We start from the raw sequence: 15726 nt of genomic DNA on the forward strand, positions 1-15726 counted from the left end.
CTGGTCAACGGGGTGTGACGGTGTACCTGCGGTTCTGCAGCGACGGGTTGCGCTTGCGTACGTCGGCCAGCCGCTCGGCCGAGATCTCGGCGATCGCCTGCCCGTCTGCCTCACCCACCGACGCTAGAGCAACTCCCTGCGGGTCGATGACCTGGCTGAGGCCGCAGTACTTCTTGCCGTTCTGTGCGGCCGCCGCGACGTAGCAGGTGTTCTCGACGGCGCGGGCCGTGAGCAGTGTGGTCCAGTGGTGCTCCTTGAGCGGTCCGCGAACCCAGGCGGCCGGTACGACGAGCACCTCCGCGCCGGCGTCGACCAGAGCGCGCGACAGCTCCGGGAACCGCAGGTCGTAGCAGGTCATCAGTCCGAGCGAGTGGTCGCCGACCTGGATCACCACCGGAGCTACGTCGCCCGGGGTGAGCTGGTCGGACTCCTTGTACCCGAAGGCGTCGTACAGGTGGATCTTGCGATAAGCGCCGAGCAGTACGCCGTCAGCACCCACAGCCAGGAGCGTGTTGTACGGCCGATGCTGGTCGCAGCTGCGCTCGAACATCCCCGCCACGATCGCGACCCCGTGCTCGACCGCGGCCTTCCGCAGGGTCGTGACGAACTCACCGTCCAGCGCCTCGGCGGCCTCCGCCACCGACTCACCCTCGACCGCGAAGTCGGACATCATCGCTTCCGGGAGCACGACCAGGTCCGGCCGGCCCTGCACCGCGTCCGCGACGAGCCTGGCAACCGCGTCCCGGTTGGCGGCCTTGTCGTAGCTGCTGGCGGTCTGCACCACGGCGATCCTCATCTCCCCATGGTGCCGCACAAACCCGCGACTTGAACCTCACGCGACGTGAGCGGATGCGACAGGCCGGAGAGGCGCTGATGCCGAAGGACTGATGCGAGACTGCAGCTGTGGAGTTCGATGCGATCGTGCTGGCTGGGGGCGGGTCCACTCGGTTCGGAGGCGTGGACAAGGCCATGCTGGTGCTCGACGGGGTGTCGTTTCTGGATCGGGTACTGACGGCCACGGCACGAGCCGCGTCGACCGTGGTTGTCGGCCCGGTGCGTACGACGTACCGGGACGTGAGCTGGACAGTCGAGGATCCACCGTCGGGCGGCCCGGTCGCAGGACTCGCGGCTGGACTCCAGCACGGGGCAGCGCCCATCGTCGTCGTGGTCAGCTGTGACCTGCCGTGGATCACCGAAGCCGATGTGACAGCGCTCGTCGAGGGGATCGCGGAGCACGACGGACACGGATTGCGCGACACGGACGGCCAAGAGCAGCAGCTCGCCACCGCGTACCGGCGTACCGCATTGGCCGCAGCGATCCAGCAAGTCGGCGACCCGAGGGACAAGTCGGTACGCCGGACGCTCGCGGGCCTCGACCTCATCTGGACCGACCCGACCCACGCGGGCGACGACGTGGATACCTGGGCGGACCTGGACGACTGAAAACCGCTGGACGCCGTCCATAAGTTCGACAGATGGATGTCGCGCAGCTGGCCCGGGACGCGCTGGGAGTCGAGACCGGCGAGGTGATCGAACGCACCGGCGGACAACTGAGCACCGTGTACGAGGTGCGGACGGCCGGCGATCCGTTGATCGTGAAGGTCTACGCGCCGGAATGGCGCTGGAAGCAGGCCAAGGAAGTCCACGTGTACTCGATGCTCGAGCCCGAGGTCGGCGGCTCGATCCCGCGCGTGCTGCACGTCGGCGACGGCGTCACGATCTTGTCGAAGATCGACGGCGTACCGCTGTCGCAGGTCGAGCCGCCAGACTGGCGGGCGATGTACGCCCAGCTCGGCGAACTATTGCGCCGGGTGCATCGGATCGGCCAACCGGCGTACGGGTATCTGACCGACGAGATCCTCGACCCGCTGCCGGACAACGACCGGTACATGCGACGGCAGTTCGCGAAGAAGCTGCAGGAGTTCGAGCAGCTCGGCGGCGACGCGAAGCTGCACGCCGAGATCGCGACACACGTCGACCGGCACGCGCACCTCTTCGCGGACAGCACGGCTGCCGTCCTGTGTCACAACGACTTCCACGAAGGCAACATCCTCGTGGATCCGGACACCTGGCGCGTGAACGGCTTCATCGACGTCGAGAACGCGATCGCCGCCGACCCGCTCGTCGATCTGGCGAAGACGATCCAGTACTCCGTGCACGACAACGCCGAGAAGCTCGCCGGTCTCACTGCCGGGTACGGCGCCGTGCCCGGCGACCGGATCGACCTGTACCGCCTCTACCACTCGCTCGAACTATGGGACTGGTTCAAGTCGATAGGCGAGACCACTTACCTCGACTCGATCGCTCGAGACATGGCGAAGCTCGTCGAGCGCTGAGGGTAAGAGGTCGCGCCAAGAGGTGACACCGGCGCGCAGCAGGTGGCATCTCTTGGCGGGACCTCTTAGGTTGGGCCGCATGCGAGCTGTCGTGTGTAGTGGTGCAGGCGGGATCGACGTGCTCGGGATCGGCGAGATCCCGGACCCGGAACCGGCCGTCGACGAGGTGGTCATCGACGTCGTCGCCGCCGGGGTGAACCGTGCCGACCTCCTGCAGCGGCAGGGGTTCTATCCGCCGCCACCCGGCGCGCCGGGCACGATCGGTCTCGAGGTGTCCGGCCGAATCGCCGCGGTCGGCGCCGAGGTCGAGGGCTGGTCGGTCGGGGACGAGTGCTGCGCGCTGCTGGCCGGCGGCGGATACGCCGAGAAGGTCGTCGTACCGGCTCCGCAGGTGATGCCGGTTCCGGACGGCGTCGACCTGGTGAGTGCGGCCGCGCTGCCCGAGGTCGTCGCGACCGTCTGGTCGAACGTGTTCATGGCCGCGCACCTCAAGCCCGGCGAGACCCTGCTCGTGCACGGCGGCTCGTCCGGGATCGGCACGATGGCGATCCAGCTCGGCGTCGCCCACGGCGCGCGCGTGCTGACCACAGTCGGCAGCACCGAGAAGATGGAGTTCTGCACCCGGCTCGGCGCGGACGTCGCGATCAACTACAAGGAAGCCGAGTGGGCGTCGGTGGTGAAGGAGGCGACCAACGACGCCGGGGCCGACGTAATCCTCGACATCATGGGCGCCAAGTACCTGACCGACAACGTGAAGACGCTCGCCTACGACGGGCGGCTCGTGGTGATCGGGATGCAGGGCGGCGCGAAGGGTGAGCTGGATCTCGGGCGACTGCTCAGCCGGCGCGGTTCGGTGATTGCGACCGGCCTGCGGTTCCGCTCGGTGGCGGACAAGGGCCGGATCATCGCCGAGGTCGTCGGCCACGTCTGGCCGTTGATCGCGGAGAAGAAGGTCCGGCCGATCGTGCACTCCACGTTCCCGCTGGCCGAGGTCGCCACGGCGCACGAGACGTTGGAGCAGTCGACGCAGCTCGGCAAGGTGCTGCTCACGCTCTGACGCGGACCTCCCCCACTCACCAACTCGCGGCCGCGGCCGGTCGTCACGCTCAGCCGGCGGTGGTTTGTGCCGCCGGAGCGGACTTGGTGAGTGTGGGAGATCCGCAGCCCGGGGTCATGGCGCCGTGGGCAGGTTGGCCGCGGCCCATTCCGGGTCGGGCGCGACCAACTGGATCACGTCGATCCAGGTGCCGGCCGGGTCGCGGACGAAGAAGTGCCGTTGCCCGAACACCTCGGTCACCGGTTCGGTCTCCAGCTCCACAGCGCCGGTGCGGAGCGCGTCGGCGACCTTGTCCGCGTCCTCGACGATGAAGCCGAAGACGTTGCTGCTCTCCTTCTGCGCCGACACCTCCGCCGGGATCGTCGGGTGTCCGCGCTCCATGATCGCGAGCTCCCAGTCGGCCGCGCCCCGGCGGACCGTGATGAACCAGCCGAGGTCGATCCCGACCTGCAGGTCGAGGTACTGCGTGTAGAAGGCGGCGACCTCCGAGGGGTGGTCGGTGACGACGGTCGCGCCGAATGCCGCGGGTTGCATACGTTCTCCTGACTACTACAGCTGTTGTTGTTGTGTACGACAGTTGTAGTAGAACTCTGTTAGCCTTGTCAACATGCCCCGGAATCCGGAACGCCGTACCCAGCTGGCCGACGCCGGCCTCGCCGTGCTCGCGGAGGCGGGCGCTCGCGGCCTCACCCACCGCGCCGTGGACGCCGCCGCCGGACTCCCGGCCGGCACGGCGTCCAACTACTTCAAGACGCGTGACGCGCTGCTCGGCGCGCTCGGCGAGCGGATCTTCGAGCGACTGGCGCCGGACGAGGCCGTCATCGCACCGCTCGCCGAGCGCGAGCCGGGCCTCGACCTGATGACGGACTACGTGCACTACATCGTCGAGCGCCTGCTCGGCCGCCCGGAGATCACGCTCGCCCTGCTCGAACTCCGCCTGGAAGCAGCCCGCCGTCCGGGCCTGCACGAGATCCTGTCGCGCACGCTCCGGCAGGGTTTCGACGCCGACGTCGCCTTCAACGCGAACGCAGGTCTGCCGGGCGGCGCCGAAGAGATCCGGCTGCTGCACTTCGCCATCGACGGCTTGGTCCTCGACCAACTGACGCCCGGCACCGGCCGCCCGTACGACGTGCAGGCGGTCACCGCCCGGCTGGTACGCCGTCTGACCCGCGACGGTTGACGGCCGCATACTCGGTATGCATACTCAGTATCTATGTCGATCAAGCACGGATTGCTGGCGTTGCTGCAGGACGGGCCGAAGTACGGCTATCAGTTGCGGGGTGAGTTCGAGGCCGCCACCGGAGCGACCTGGCCGCTGAACATCGGGCAGGTCTACACGACGTTGACGCGCCTCGAGCGTGACGGGCTCGTCCAGGCCGCGGCGGCCCGGGCGGCGACCGTCGAGGACGACGGCCGGTCGATGTACGAGATCACCGGCGCCGGGCGCGACGAGCTGGCGAAGTGGTTCGAGACTCCGGTGACCCGGGAGTCGCGACCGCGGGACGAGCTCGCGATCAAGCTCGCGCTGGCGCTCGCGGTGCCTGGCGTGGACGTCGGCGCGGTGGTCCAGCGACAGCGGATGTCGACGATGCAGTCACTGCAGGAACTGACCCGGCTGAAGCGCAACAGCAGCGACGGCGAGATCTCCTGGCAGCTGGTCGTCGAGTCGATGATCTTCGGCGCCGAGGCCGAGATCCGCTGGCTCGACCACTGCGAGGCGATGCTGTTACGCCACCGCGGCACACCCCGGCCGGCGCCGCGAACCTCCGTCGTACCGGACGAGCAGGAGGCCCGCTCGTGATCCTCGACATTCGCAATCTGACCCGGACGCACGGACAGGGCGAGCAGGCCGTGCACGCCTTGCGCGGGGTCGATCTGACCGTGGCTCCGGGCGAGTTGGTCGCCGTGATGGGTCCGTCCGGGTCCGGCAAGTCGACGTTGCTCACCTGCGCCGGCGGCCTCGACCGGCCGACCGCGGGTGAAGTCATTGTCGACGGCAACGACCTCACCACGCTCAGCCGGAACGCCGTGGCCGCGCTACGGCGGCGCCGGATCGGCTACGTGTTCCAGGACTTCAACCTGATTCCAGCGCTCACCGCGGCCGAGAACGTCGCGCTTCCGCTGGAGCTGGACGGCACGCGCAGCCGGACGGCCCGCAAGGCCGCCGTCGCCGCGTTGCAGGAGGTGGGGATCGAGGACCTCGCCGACCGGTTCCCCGACGACATGTCCGGTGGTCAGCGGCAGCGCGTGGCGATCGCCCGCGCGGTTGTGGGTGAGCGGCGTCTGCTGCTCGCGGACGAGCCGACCGGCGCACTCGACTCCGAGACCGGCGAGGCCGTTCTGCGGCTGCTCCGGGATCGCTGCGACCAGCACGGCATCGGCGGGGTGCTCGTCACCCACGGCGCGCGGGACGCGGCCTGGGCCGATCGCGTGGTCTACCTGCGCGACGGCGTCCTGGTGGGCCAGGCCGGCCCGCTGCCCGAGGCCGACGCGCTGCTGGAGAGCCGCTGATGGGCCAGTGGGGTCCGCCGTTGCGGATCGCCCGTCGTACGGCGCGACGAACGCTCGGCCGCACCTTCCTGGTCGCCGCGCTGATCGGACTGCCCGTGCTGGCCGCGACGTGGCTGGGCATCGTCCTGAAGTCCGCGAGCCCGACCGGTGAAACGCTGGCCGCCAACACGATCGGCCGCGCGGACGCCCGGCTGGACGTCACGCAGTACGGCAAGCTCCAGGTGCCGCCGGGCCAGGAGATGACGTACGGCGAACCGCCGCCGGCCGAGGGGTACGACAAGGCGGTCCGGACTCCGGCGACGTTCGACCCGACGCCGCTGCTCCCGGCCGGGACGAAGCTGGCCCGTTCGTTCGTCGACTCCGGCATGGCCGAGATCCGCGGTCCGGAAACAAAGACCTCGGTCATCCTGCTCACGGGCGACGGCGCGAACCCGCTGACCACCGGGACGGTCAAGCTCGACAAGGGCCGCCTGCCGGCGAAGGCCGACGAGGTCGCGATCTCGCCGTCAGTCGCGGAGTACCTCGGGCGGACCGACACCGTCGTGAGCACGAGCGGCCGGAGTTACACCGTCGTCGGCATCGCCCGCATGCTCACGGCACAAAGCACAGGGGCGATCTTCGCCACACCGGACTCCACGCTGTACGAGCCGGACCCGACGCGCACGGTGCAGTACCTCGTCGATCTGCCCGACTCTGCCGACGCCGGGCAACTCGGCACCGACCTGGTCGGCAAGGGCCTGTTTCTCTTGCCGCGAGCAACCATCGTCGATCCGCCGCCGGACCCGTACGGGACGTCGGCCGACGACATCGGCCCTTACGCCGCGATGGCACTGGTGATCGGCTTCGGGATCCTGGAGATCGTGCTGCTCGCCGGTACGGCGTTCGCGGTCGGCGCCCGCCGCCAGACCCGTGAACTCGGACTCGTGATGGCAGCCGGGGGTACGCCGGGAGACGTGCGGCGGGTCGTCCTGATGCAAGGCCTGTTCGCCGGGCTGGTCGGTGTGACCGGCGGGCTGGTGATCGCGGGGATCGCCGCGTTCAGCGCGAAACCGGTCTGGGAGGCGATGACGGACTCGATCTTCACCGCGTGGCAGATCCCGTGGGGCACGATCGCCGGAATCGCGGTGCTCGGTCTCGGTGCGGGACTCGCCGCGGCCGTCGTACCGGCGATCGGCGCCGGCCGGCAGGCGCCGATGGCCGCACTGACCGGGCGGTTCACCGTCGCCGCGAGGGCGACGCGGATCCGGATCGCCGCGGTCGTCCTGCTCGCCGGCGGGATCGGGTGCGTGTTCGCCGGCAGCGCGATGATCGGCGCGGCGCTGAAATCGGCGCGGACGTCGCAACTCGGGCAGCAGGCGACGGCCACGCCGATCGGCCCGATCGCGCTGGTGCTGCTCGGCATCACCGCGTCGATCGCCGCACTGGTGTGGATGCTGCCGAGCCTGGTCGTGAAGGTCGCCGGCCTCGCGCGGGTGTTGCCGCTGAGCGGCCGGATGGCGATGCGCGACGCCGCGCGCCATCGGCACCGCACCGGTCCCGCGACCGCGGCGATCATGATGGCCGTGGCCGGCACCGCCGCGGTCGCCTTCGCGGCGTCGAACTCGATCGCGGCCGACGCCGCGGACTACACCGCGACAGCGCACCGGGGCGATGCGGCGGTCCGGTTCAGCCGGGATGTCCCCGGAGGGATCACGTACACACCACAACTCGGCGCGCAGCTGGCCGGGCTGCTTCCGGTCCGGCAGCAGTATGAGCTCGGGTATGTCCAGTTACCGAACACAAAGGCCAACCAGTATGGCTACACGCCCGTTCTGGCCGTCGCCACACCGGAGAACGGCATGGGGATGACCGGGATGCCGTTGCAGGCGGCCGATCCCGCCTTCGTCGAACGCTTCGGTGAGTACGGCGCGCAGGTGGCGGCGGCGATGCGCGCGGGCAAGGTGGTCGTCCCGGACGTCCGGCTCGCAGCCGGCCAGACAGTTGCCATGCACAACGATGACGGCGACGACTATCTCCGGAACCTGCCGGCGGTGTCGTTCGGGCCGCCGCCACGGGTCCAGTTCTTCCGCGACACCGCGCTGATCAGCCAGGAGACCGCGCGTGCGCTCGGCACGATTCAGGTCGCGGAGGTGCACTTCGAGCTCACCCGGGAACCGTCCGCCGACGAGATCGCGGCGGTCGCTCGGCTGCTCGGCGCGGACGACCGGCTGGTGGTCGAGAAGGGGTACCAGAGCCCGGCGCGGCTGTTCCTGATCGGGATCCTTCTCGCCGCCACCGTGGTGACCCTGCTCGGCGTCGCGATCTCGGTGTCGCTGTCAGCCGCCGAGGGCCGGGCCGATCTGGCCACCCTCGCTGCGGTTGGCGCGCCACCGAGACGGCGGCGGTCGCTCGCGGCGGCCCAGGCGTGGGTGCTCGGACAGTTGGGCTGCGTGCTGGGCGTGGGGGTCGGCGCGCTGTACGGCTACACGGCGCACGCCGCGTTCGGGTCGCCGCGCTTCGTGGTCCCGTGGGCGGAGATCGGCGGCATCGTGGTCGTCGTACCGCTGTTCGCCGGGCTGCTCGCCTGGCTGCTGACGCGATCGCGGCTACCGATGGTCAGCCGTATCGAGTAGCGCGACCTCGGGATACGCGACGGGGTACGGCGGTGTGCTGGTGACGCGCCATTGGCCACAAGCACACCGCTGGTACACGACCAGTCCCTCGCTGACGGGGTGGCTGGAGATCGCGGACCAGCGATGACGGTGAGTTTCAGTCATGCACCCATCGTGATGTAATGGCATTATGCATCTCAACCCTTACGGCGCCGACGCCGTCCTGCTCGCGGTGAACCTGGCCACCCGCCCGGCGACCACGCCGGACGAGCTGGCCGAGCGGTGTGAGGAGAGCGGCGTCGAGAGCCGCCTGGTGCGTGACCGGCACGTCACTGCGGCGGATCTGGCGGCCGTCCGGACCGCGCTCGACGAATGGCTGCAGGTCGTGGACGCGCAGGACGAGCAGACCCGCGTCGACCTGGTGAACGCGATGCTCGCGAAGTACACGGAGCATCCGCGGCTCACCAACCACGCCGGCGACGGCTGGCACATGCACTACCGGCCGGACGACGTACCCGTCGGGCGGCTGGTCGCGACGCTGATCAGCACCGGTACGGCGCTGCACCTGGCCGGCCGCGGGATCACCAGGCTCGGCCGTTGCGCCACCGAGGGCTGCGCCAACGTGTACGCCGATCTGTCGCGCACCGGCCGCCAGCGTTACTGCAGTCCCGCCTGCGCGAACCGCGACGCCGTACGCCGTCATCGCGCGCGGGCATCCTAGAACGCCCGGCGGGTACCGCAAGGGGACCGCGAACTAGGATGGGGAGATGAGCGAGAGCAGCAGCGAGGGCCAGGAAGTTCCGATGGCCGGGGCGCGGACCGAGGACGGCAAGGTGCTGATCGTCGGGCCGGACGGCATGGCCGTCGAGGGACCGCCGCGCTCCGACAACGACCACGACGAGCAGGACGAGCCGCGCTCGGTGACCGAGCTGGTCGAGCAGCCGGCCAAGGTGATGCGGGTCGCCAACATGATCCGGCAGTTGCTCGAAGAGGTGAAGTCGGCGCCGCTCGACGAAGCCTCCCGCGCGCGGCTGCGGTCGATCCACGAGGCGTCGATCAAGGAGCTGGAGAGCGGCCTGGCGCCGGAGCTGGTCGAGGAGCTCGAGCGCCTCAGCCTCGACTTCACCGATGACAGCACGCCGACCGAGGCCGAGCTGCGGATCGCGCAGGCGCAGCTGGTGGGCTGGCTCGAAGGGCTGTTCCACGGCATCCAGACGGCGTTGTTCGCGCAGCAGATGGCCGCGCGCCAGCAGTTGGAGCAGATGCGCCGCGCACTGCCCGGCGGGCAGCAGCTCCCGGACGGGCAGTTCCCGGAAGCTCCGCAAGCCGGTACCACCGACGGCCCGGGCAGCGGCGGGATGTATCTGTAACGCCTTATTTCAAAGGCTGGAAGAACTCTTCGAGGACGGCGGCGACGCCGTCCTCGTCGTTTGCGGGGGCAGTTCTGTCCACCACCGCGAGGACTTCGGGGTGTGCGTTGGCCACGCCGTACGACGTGCCGGCCCAGGCGAGCATCGGCAGATCGTTGACCGAGTCACCGAACGCGATCGTCTCAGCAGCCGAGATCCCTTGCTCTGCGGCGAAGTCGGCCAGCATCGCCGCCTTGGACACCCCGCTCGCGGAGATCTCCACCAGACCGTGACCGCCGCTGTGACTCGCGGTCACTCGTTGGCCGACCAACGGATTGACCAGACCGAGCAGGTCGTCGGCGGGCAGGCTCGGATGCCGGACGAGCAGCTTTGCGGCCGGCTCCGTAAGGAGTTCCTCGACCGCGGCGATCAACGAGTTGTCCGGATTCGGGTAGGCGTTCTGGTAGACCGGTTCCTGTCCGTAGCGGTCCGGTCGCTCGATGGCGAACTGCACGTCCGGGATCGCGGCGCGGATCGCCTGCGCCACCTCGAGAGCCACCGCGGGATCGAGCAACCGGGTCCGAATCGCCTTGCGGCGCAGGACGTCGTACAAAATAGCGCCGTTGGCAACGATCGCGACGCCGTGGTCGCCGACCAGGTACGACAGGTCGTGCAGCCAGCGAGGTGGCCGGGCGGTGACCATCACGAAAACACTTCCGGCCCGCTGCGCCGCGAGGACCGCGGCGCGGGTCCGGGCGGAGACCGTGCCGTCGCTGCGGACGAGCGTTCCGTCGAGATCGGTAGCTATCAGGCGGGGGTACTGCGAAGCCGTCACGAGGCCAACCGTATCGTCCGATGATCCGGTGCCGCATTACCCTGGTCAACGCCTCGGGCGCAAGCCGTACGACGTCGGCTTCAGGTCTTTTTGACTTATCTCGTTGAGCTTTTGACAACGTCATCAGACCGTTACGGCAGGATCCTGCAAAGGCAGCAAGTTCCCCTGCGCTGCGCGGTTGGTGCGTGATTTCATGCGGAGGTCTGGCGGGGAACCGGGGGCTGTTCGTTCGCGTCGTAAGCGTGTTCTGGATCAGCGCGACTGATGCCGGCCCCACCTCCGGAAGCACACACAAACGTCGAAGAACTGGTGCGGAATTGGCTGCAACCAAAACCGCGGCAGTGGCGTCAACAGTTATGGATCGGTGCGTCCCGCGCCCGGGACGACACGGTGGGCCGGTGACAGTACGCGGGTCCATCAGCTAGCGGATCCGTGCGGACGAACGTCGTTCACCGTTCGTTCATTCGGGTCTTGATACTTGGGGAGCCTTGATGACCGTCAACAGCGCCAATCTAGCGGGGCCAGGGGGCAGTAGCTCTCGAGCTGCTGTCGACACATGTTCTACCGGGGAGGGGTCAATGACCGGCTGCATCGCCCGCTCCGACATCTTCCAGCACCGCTTGATGGAGGAGCCGCCGCCCGCGTCTGCGACCCGTCGCACCCGCGAGCGGTACGAGCAGCTCGTCCGCGAGGCCAAGGCGCTGTGCGCCTCGTGCCCGCTGTTCACCGACTGCCTCTACAGCGCGGTCGCCGAGCACGACGTGAGCGGCTTCGTCGCCGGAACCACTGCTGTACAACGGCGTTCGATCCGCAACCTGCTCGACGTCGAGGTGCAGGCGGACGACTTCGACCAGCTGGCCGGCGCGCGCGGCACCCGTCGCCCGGTGAGCCACGAGGAGGTCCTGCGGCTGCGCGCGCAGTACCCGAACGACAGCCTCGAGTCCCTGGCCATGCGGTTGGGCTGTTCCTTGTCGACTGTCAAGCGGCACCTTCGGCGGGCCCGCCGCGGCCAGAGCCCGGCCGCCAAGGCCCCGCGGCCGCGTCCCGCGGTCGAGGCCGTGCTGGACGCGTTCGACACCGTCGTCGACCAGCAGCACCAGCCGCGCCGCGCCGGCAGCACCCGGGTCGCCTGATCCGATACTCGGCCCGCCAGCGGACTATCGGAGACTGAACGACCGAAGGCCCGGAATCCCCGCGAAGACAGGGGTTCCGGGCCTTTCGCTTGCCTGCGGCATCGGATGCGTCAAGGGTCTCGGTTGTCGCCGAAACGCCTTGACTCAGAACCAGCGGTTGAGTATGGCCGCGACGCCGTCGTCCTGGACCGACTTGGTGACCTCGTCGGCGGACTCCTTGACCTCGTCCGGCGCGGAGCCCATCGCGACCCCGAGACCCGCGTAGCCGAGCATCTCGATGTCGTTGCGCCCGTCACCGATCGCGAGCAGTCCGGCCGGGTCCAGGTCGTACTGCGCGAGCGCGACCTTGAGTCCCGTCGACTTGTCCACACCCTCCGGCGCGATGTCGAGCCATGCGGTCCAGCCGACGAAGTAGCTGACCCCGTGCAGACCGAGACGTTCCGCCAGGTGGACGAAATCGCTCTCGGACTGGTTGGGGTCCCGGATGATCAGCCGGGTCACGGGCTGCGGTGCGAGCTCCTCGTCGGTGACCACCCGGATCCGCGCGTCCCGGCCGAGGTCGCCGTCCGGGAACGGCTCGGTGACCAGGTAGCTGCCGTCGTACTCCTCGACCGCCATCCGCGCGTTCGGCGCGTACCGCCGGACGGACTCGATCACCATCGACGGATCGAAGGTCCGCTCGTCGACGACCTCGCCGTCCGGGTAGCGGAGCGTGCGCGCACCGTTGCTACAGACAACGAGTCCGTCGGCCGGCAGCCGGAGCCGCTGCGCCACCGGCCTGGTCGTCGACCAGGCCCGGCCGGTGGCCAGGATCACCGGCACCTGCTCGGCCGTCCGGCGGACCGCGTCGAGGACCGCGGACGACATCCCCTCGTCGTGATCGATCAGGGTGCCGTCGATGTCCAGGGCAACGGCTGTCGGTCGCGCGAAGGGTGGGCTGTCGGTCATCGAGCGACCGGTTCGAGCACCTCGCGGCCACCGACGTACGGCTGGAGCGCGGTCGGGACGCGGACCGAACCGTCCGCCAACTGGTGGGTCTCCAGGATCGCGACGATCCAGCGGGTGGTCGCCAGCGTGCCGTTCAGCGTCGCGACCGGCTGCGTCTTGCCTTCGGCGTCGCGGTGCCGGATGTTCAGCCGGCGGGCCTGGAAGTCGGTGCAGTTCGACGTCGAGGTCAGCTCCCGGTACCGGCCCTGCGTCGGCACCCACGCCTCGCAGTCGAACTTCCGGTACGCCGAGACGCCCAGGTCGCCGGTCGCGGTGTCGATCACCCGGTAGCTCAGCTCCATCTTGTCGAGCATCTCCTTCTCCCAGGCCAGCAGCCGCAGGTGTTCCGCGGCGGCGTCCTCGAGCCTGCAGTAGGAGAACATCTCGACCTTGTCGAACTGGTGGACGCGGATGATCCCGCGGGTGTCCTTCCCGTGCGACCCGGCTTCCTTGCGGTAGCAGGACGACCACCCGGCGTACCGGATCGGGCCGTTCGACAGGTCGAGGATCTCGTCCATGTGGTAGCCGGCCAGCGCGACCTCCGACGTACCGGTGAGGTACAGCTCGGGGTCCTCGAGCCGGTAGACGTCGTCGTGCGCCGTCAGGTACCCGGTGCCGCCCATCACCTCGGGCTTGACCAGGGTCGGCGTGATCATCGGGGTGAAGCCGGCCTCGACCGCCTGCTGGATCGCCAGCTGCAGCATGCCGAGCTGGAGCAGCATGCCGGCGCCCTTGAGGAAGTAGAACCGCGAGCCGGAGATCTTCGCGCCGCGCTCCATGTCGATCGCGTCGAGCAGCTCGCCCAGCTCGAGGTGGTCACGGGGCTCGAACCCCTCGGCGGCGAAGTCGCGCGGCTTGCCGACCTCCTCGACCACCACGTAGTCGTCCTCGCCGCCGACCGGGGCCTCGTCGGACACCAGGTTCGGCAGCGCACGGGCGAGCTCGTCGAAGCGGTTCCCGGCCTCGTTCGCCGCGGCCTCGTTGGTCTTCACCTCGGCGGCCAGCGTCTTGGTGCGCTCCAGCAGCGCGGCCCGCTCGTCGCCCTTGGCCTGCGCGACCTGCTTGCCGAGCGACTTCTGCTCGGCCCGGAGCGCCTCGAAGGCGGAGATGGACGATCGACGCTCACTGTCGGCGACCAGGATCTGGTCGACCAGGTCAGTACTCTCGCCGCGCTTGGTCAGGGCGGCGCGCACGACATCGGGGGTCTCACGGAGCAGTTTCGCGTCAATCACACCCTGAGGGTATCGGGGCGTGTCTGAACCGGCGAAGTCTATTCGGGATGATGGGGTGGCCACACGTGACCATCGAGGGGGATCCGAGCGGGCAATGAACCACCACCCACCCAGTTCGGTCGGCCGTGTGCTCACGGTCGTGCTGGGTGCGCTGCCGCTCACGGTGATCACGCTGCTGGTGTTCCGGGGGTGGCCGCCGCTGGCCCGCTGGGACCAGTCGGTCGCCGCGCGCGCCGCGTCGTACGGCGCCACGCACGAGGGCCTCGTCGATTTCTGGCAGGTGGTCGGCGCGGTGGTGCTGCCGTGGACGTCGCGGGCGGTGATCGTGATCGTCGCCGCGTACCTGTGGCATCGCCGGGCCCGGCTGCTGACGATCTGGCTGCTGACGTCGGCCGCCGCCGAGCTGATCCTGGTCCAGGTGGTCAAGGCGATCTTCGAGCGGGACCGGCCGGCCGGGATGCTCGTCGAGACCGACGGCTTCTCCTACGTGTCCGGCCATGCGACGGCAGCGTTCGTGATGGCCGGCGCGCTCGGCGTCGTGCTGCCGTCGGTGCGCGGCTGGCGGCGCCGGTTCCGGCTGCTGGTGCTGCTGCCGGTGCTCGCGGTGGTGTGGATCGCGTCCGCGGACCGGATCGCGCTGAACGTGCACTACGTGTCCGACGTCCTCGGCGGCTGGGCGCTCGGGCTGGCGATCCTGACCGCGACGTCGATCGGGTTCGGCCTCCGGCCGGGGCTGCGGCGGCGCCGTCGCCGGATCCCGTCGTCCGCCGGCGACAGTACGACGTCGCCGCCGAGGGCCGCGGTGATCGTGAACCCGATCAAGGTCGGCGACGGTGTCGCGTTCCGCCGCAAGGTGACGCGGGCCCTCGCGGTCCGCGGGTTCGACGACCCGCTCTGGCTGGAGACCCGCGTCGACGACGCCGGGAACGCGATGGCCAAACAGGCGATCGAGTACGAATCGGACCTGGTGCTGGTCGCGGGCGGCGACGGCACGGTCCGGGTGGTGTGCTCGACGCTCGCCCACACCGGGATCCCGGTCGGCGTGATCCCGGCCGGCACCGGGAACCTGCTGGCGCGCAACCTGCACATCCCGCTCGACCTGGACGACGCCCTGGAGCGGATCCTCGAGGGCCGCGACCGGCGGATCGACCTGGTCCGCGTCCACGGCGACGAACTCGACACCGACCGGTTCGCCGTGATGGCCGGGCTCGGCCTGGACGCCGCGATCATCTCCGACGCCCCGCCGCACCTGAAGAAGCAGATCGGCTGGACGGCGTACCTGGTGTCGGCGGCGAAGAACATCAACCACCCGTCGGTCCGCGTCCAGCTCACCATCGACGACGGCGAGACGATCGAACGCCGCGTCCGCACGGTCGTGATCGGCAACGTCGGCATGCTGCAGGCCAACATCCCGCTGCTCCCCGACGCCCGTCCCGACGACGGCCTGCTGGACGTCGTCGTGATCGCCCCGCGCCGCGTTACCCAGTGGCCGATCGTCGTCTGGCGCCTGATGACACGCACCAACCGCACCGACATGTACCTGGAACGCTTCACCGGCCGCAAGGTCGAGATCCACGCCGCCGTGGACGTCCAGCGCCAGCTCGACGGCGACCCGATCGGCCCCGGCCGCTCCCTCTACACCGAGATCGAACCAGGAGCGCTGACCGCCCGGGTCCCGAAACGCCGGTGACGTCG

General features: G+C 69.6%; 16 protein-coding genes. 11 read left to right on the forward strand and 5 right to left on the reverse strand.

The annotated features are described in order from the left end of the window. Positions 1-4 precede the first annotated feature (4 nt). A complete protein-coding gene (locus tag AB0I12_RS26680) occupies positions 5-796 on the reverse strand; it encodes a carbon-nitrogen hydrolase family protein (RefSeq protein ID WP_359934539.1) in 792 nt (263 codons plus the stop codon). Positions 797-903: 107 nt separating this feature from the next. On the opposite strand from AB0I12_RS26680, the gene AB0I12_RS26685 reads away from it, so the two are divergent. The 3 genes from AB0I12_RS26685 to AB0I12_RS26695 all read left to right on the forward strand — a co-directional run bounded on the left by AB0I12_RS26685 (position 904) and on the right by AB0I12_RS26695 (position 3393). Then, complete coding sequence (locus AB0I12_RS26685; protein WP_359934541.1) at positions 904-1443, forward strand: NTP transferase domain-containing protein; 540 nt, start codon at positions 904-906, stop codon at positions 1441-1443. 32 nt (positions 1444-1475) lie between these two features. Next, positions 1476-2336 (forward strand): aminoglycoside phosphotransferase family protein, encoded by an 861-nt coding sequence (locus tag AB0I12_RS26690; RefSeq protein WP_359934543.1) that lies wholly within the window; start codon positions 1476-1478, stop codon positions 2334-2336. A 79-nt stretch (positions 2337-2415) separates the two neighbouring features. After that, complete coding sequence (locus AB0I12_RS26695) at positions 2416-3393, forward strand: NAD(P)H-quinone oxidoreductase (protein ID WP_359934545.1); 978 nt, start codon at positions 2416-2418, stop codon at positions 3391-3393. 114 nt (positions 3394-3507) lie between these two features. Here the strand turns inward: AB0I12_RS26695 and AB0I12_RS26700 are convergent, their stop codons facing one another. Further along, positions 3508-3927, reverse strand: coding sequence for a VOC family protein (locus tag AB0I12_RS26700; protein ID WP_359934547.1), 420 nt, complete (start codon positions 3925-3927; stop codon positions 3508-3510). A gap of 73 nt (positions 3928-4000) precedes the next feature. On the opposite strand from AB0I12_RS26700, the gene AB0I12_RS26705 reads away from it, so the two are divergent. From AB0I12_RS26705 to AB0I12_RS26730, 6 genes are all read left to right on the forward strand, one after another. Continuing rightward, positions 4001-4573, forward strand: coding sequence for a TetR family transcriptional regulator (locus AB0I12_RS26705; protein ID WP_359934549.1), 573 nt, complete (start codon positions 4001-4003; stop codon positions 4571-4573). Between the two features lie 33 nt (positions 4574-4606). Further along, complete coding sequence (locus AB0I12_RS26710) at positions 4607-5194, forward strand: helix-turn-helix transcriptional regulator (RefSeq protein WP_359934550.1); 588 nt, start codon at positions 4607-4609, stop codon at positions 5192-5194. Beyond that, entirely contained in the window at positions 5191-5904 is a 714-nt protein-coding gene (locus AB0I12_RS26715) for an ABC transporter ATP-binding protein (protein WP_359934552.1), read from the forward strand. The genes AB0I12_RS26710 and AB0I12_RS26715 overlap by 4 nt, the downstream gene beginning before the upstream one ends. Continuing rightward, positions 5904-8516 carry an FtsX-like permease family protein gene (locus AB0I12_RS26720; protein ID WP_359934554.1) on the forward strand — a complete coding sequence of 871 codons (2613 nt, stop codon included), beginning with the start codon at positions 5904-5906 and terminating at the stop codon, positions 8514-8516. The genes AB0I12_RS26715 and AB0I12_RS26720 overlap by 1 nt, the downstream gene beginning before the upstream one ends. A 169-nt stretch (positions 8517-8685) precedes the next feature. Then, entirely contained in the window at positions 8686-9216 is a 531-nt protein-coding gene (locus tag AB0I12_RS26725; protein WP_359934556.1) for a CGNR zinc finger domain-containing protein, read from the forward strand. Positions 9217-9262: 46 nt separating this feature from the next. Next, complete coding sequence (locus AB0I12_RS26730) at positions 9263-9865, forward strand: bacterial proteasome activator family protein (protein WP_359934558.1); 603 nt, start codon at positions 9263-9265, stop codon at positions 9863-9865. A 4-nt stretch (positions 9866-9869) separates the two neighbouring features. On the opposite strand, the gene AB0I12_RS26735 is transcribed toward AB0I12_RS26730, so the two are convergent. Then, the gene (locus AB0I12_RS26735; protein ID WP_359934560.1) at positions 9870-10679 is read right to left on the reverse strand and encodes an HAD-IIB family hydrolase; all 810 of its coding nucleotides are present in this window, start codon (positions 10677-10679) and stop codon (positions 9870-9872) included. Between the two features lie 578 nt (positions 10680-11257). On the opposite strand from AB0I12_RS26735, the gene AB0I12_RS26740 reads away from it, so the two are divergent. Then, positions 11258-11812, forward strand: coding sequence for a WhiB family transcriptional regulator (locus tag AB0I12_RS26740; RefSeq protein ID WP_359934562.1), 555 nt, complete (start codon positions 11258-11260; stop codon positions 11810-11812). Between the two features lie 144 nt (positions 11813-11956). Here AB0I12_RS26740 and AB0I12_RS26745 read toward each other — a convergent pair whose 3' ends face one another. Both AB0I12_RS26745 and serS read right to left on the reverse strand, forming a co-directional pair. Continuing rightward, complete coding sequence (locus AB0I12_RS26745) at positions 11957-12760, reverse strand: HAD family hydrolase (RefSeq protein ID WP_359934564.1); 804 nt, start codon at positions 12758-12760, stop codon at positions 11957-11959. Continuing rightward, the gene (gene serS, locus AB0I12_RS26750) at positions 12757-14031 is read right to left on the reverse strand and encodes a serine--tRNA ligase (RefSeq protein ID WP_359934566.1); all 1275 of its coding nucleotides are present in this window, start codon (positions 14029-14031) and stop codon (positions 12757-12759) included. The genes AB0I12_RS26745 and serS overlap by 4 nt, the downstream gene beginning before the upstream one ends. 127 nt (positions 14032-14158) lie before the next feature. On the opposite strand from serS, the gene AB0I12_RS26755 reads away from it, so the two are divergent. Further along, on the forward strand, positions 14159-15721 hold the full coding sequence (locus AB0I12_RS26755) for a diacylglycerol kinase family protein (protein WP_359934568.1): 1563 nt from the start codon (positions 14159-14161) through the stop codon (positions 15719-15721). The last annotated feature ends 5 nt before the right edge of the window (positions 15722-15726 follow it).

The organism is Kribbella sp. NPDC050459 (genome assembly GCF_040655315.1).
Classification (GTDB): Bacteria; Actinomycetota; Actinomycetes; order Propionibacteriales; family Kribbellaceae; genus Kribbella.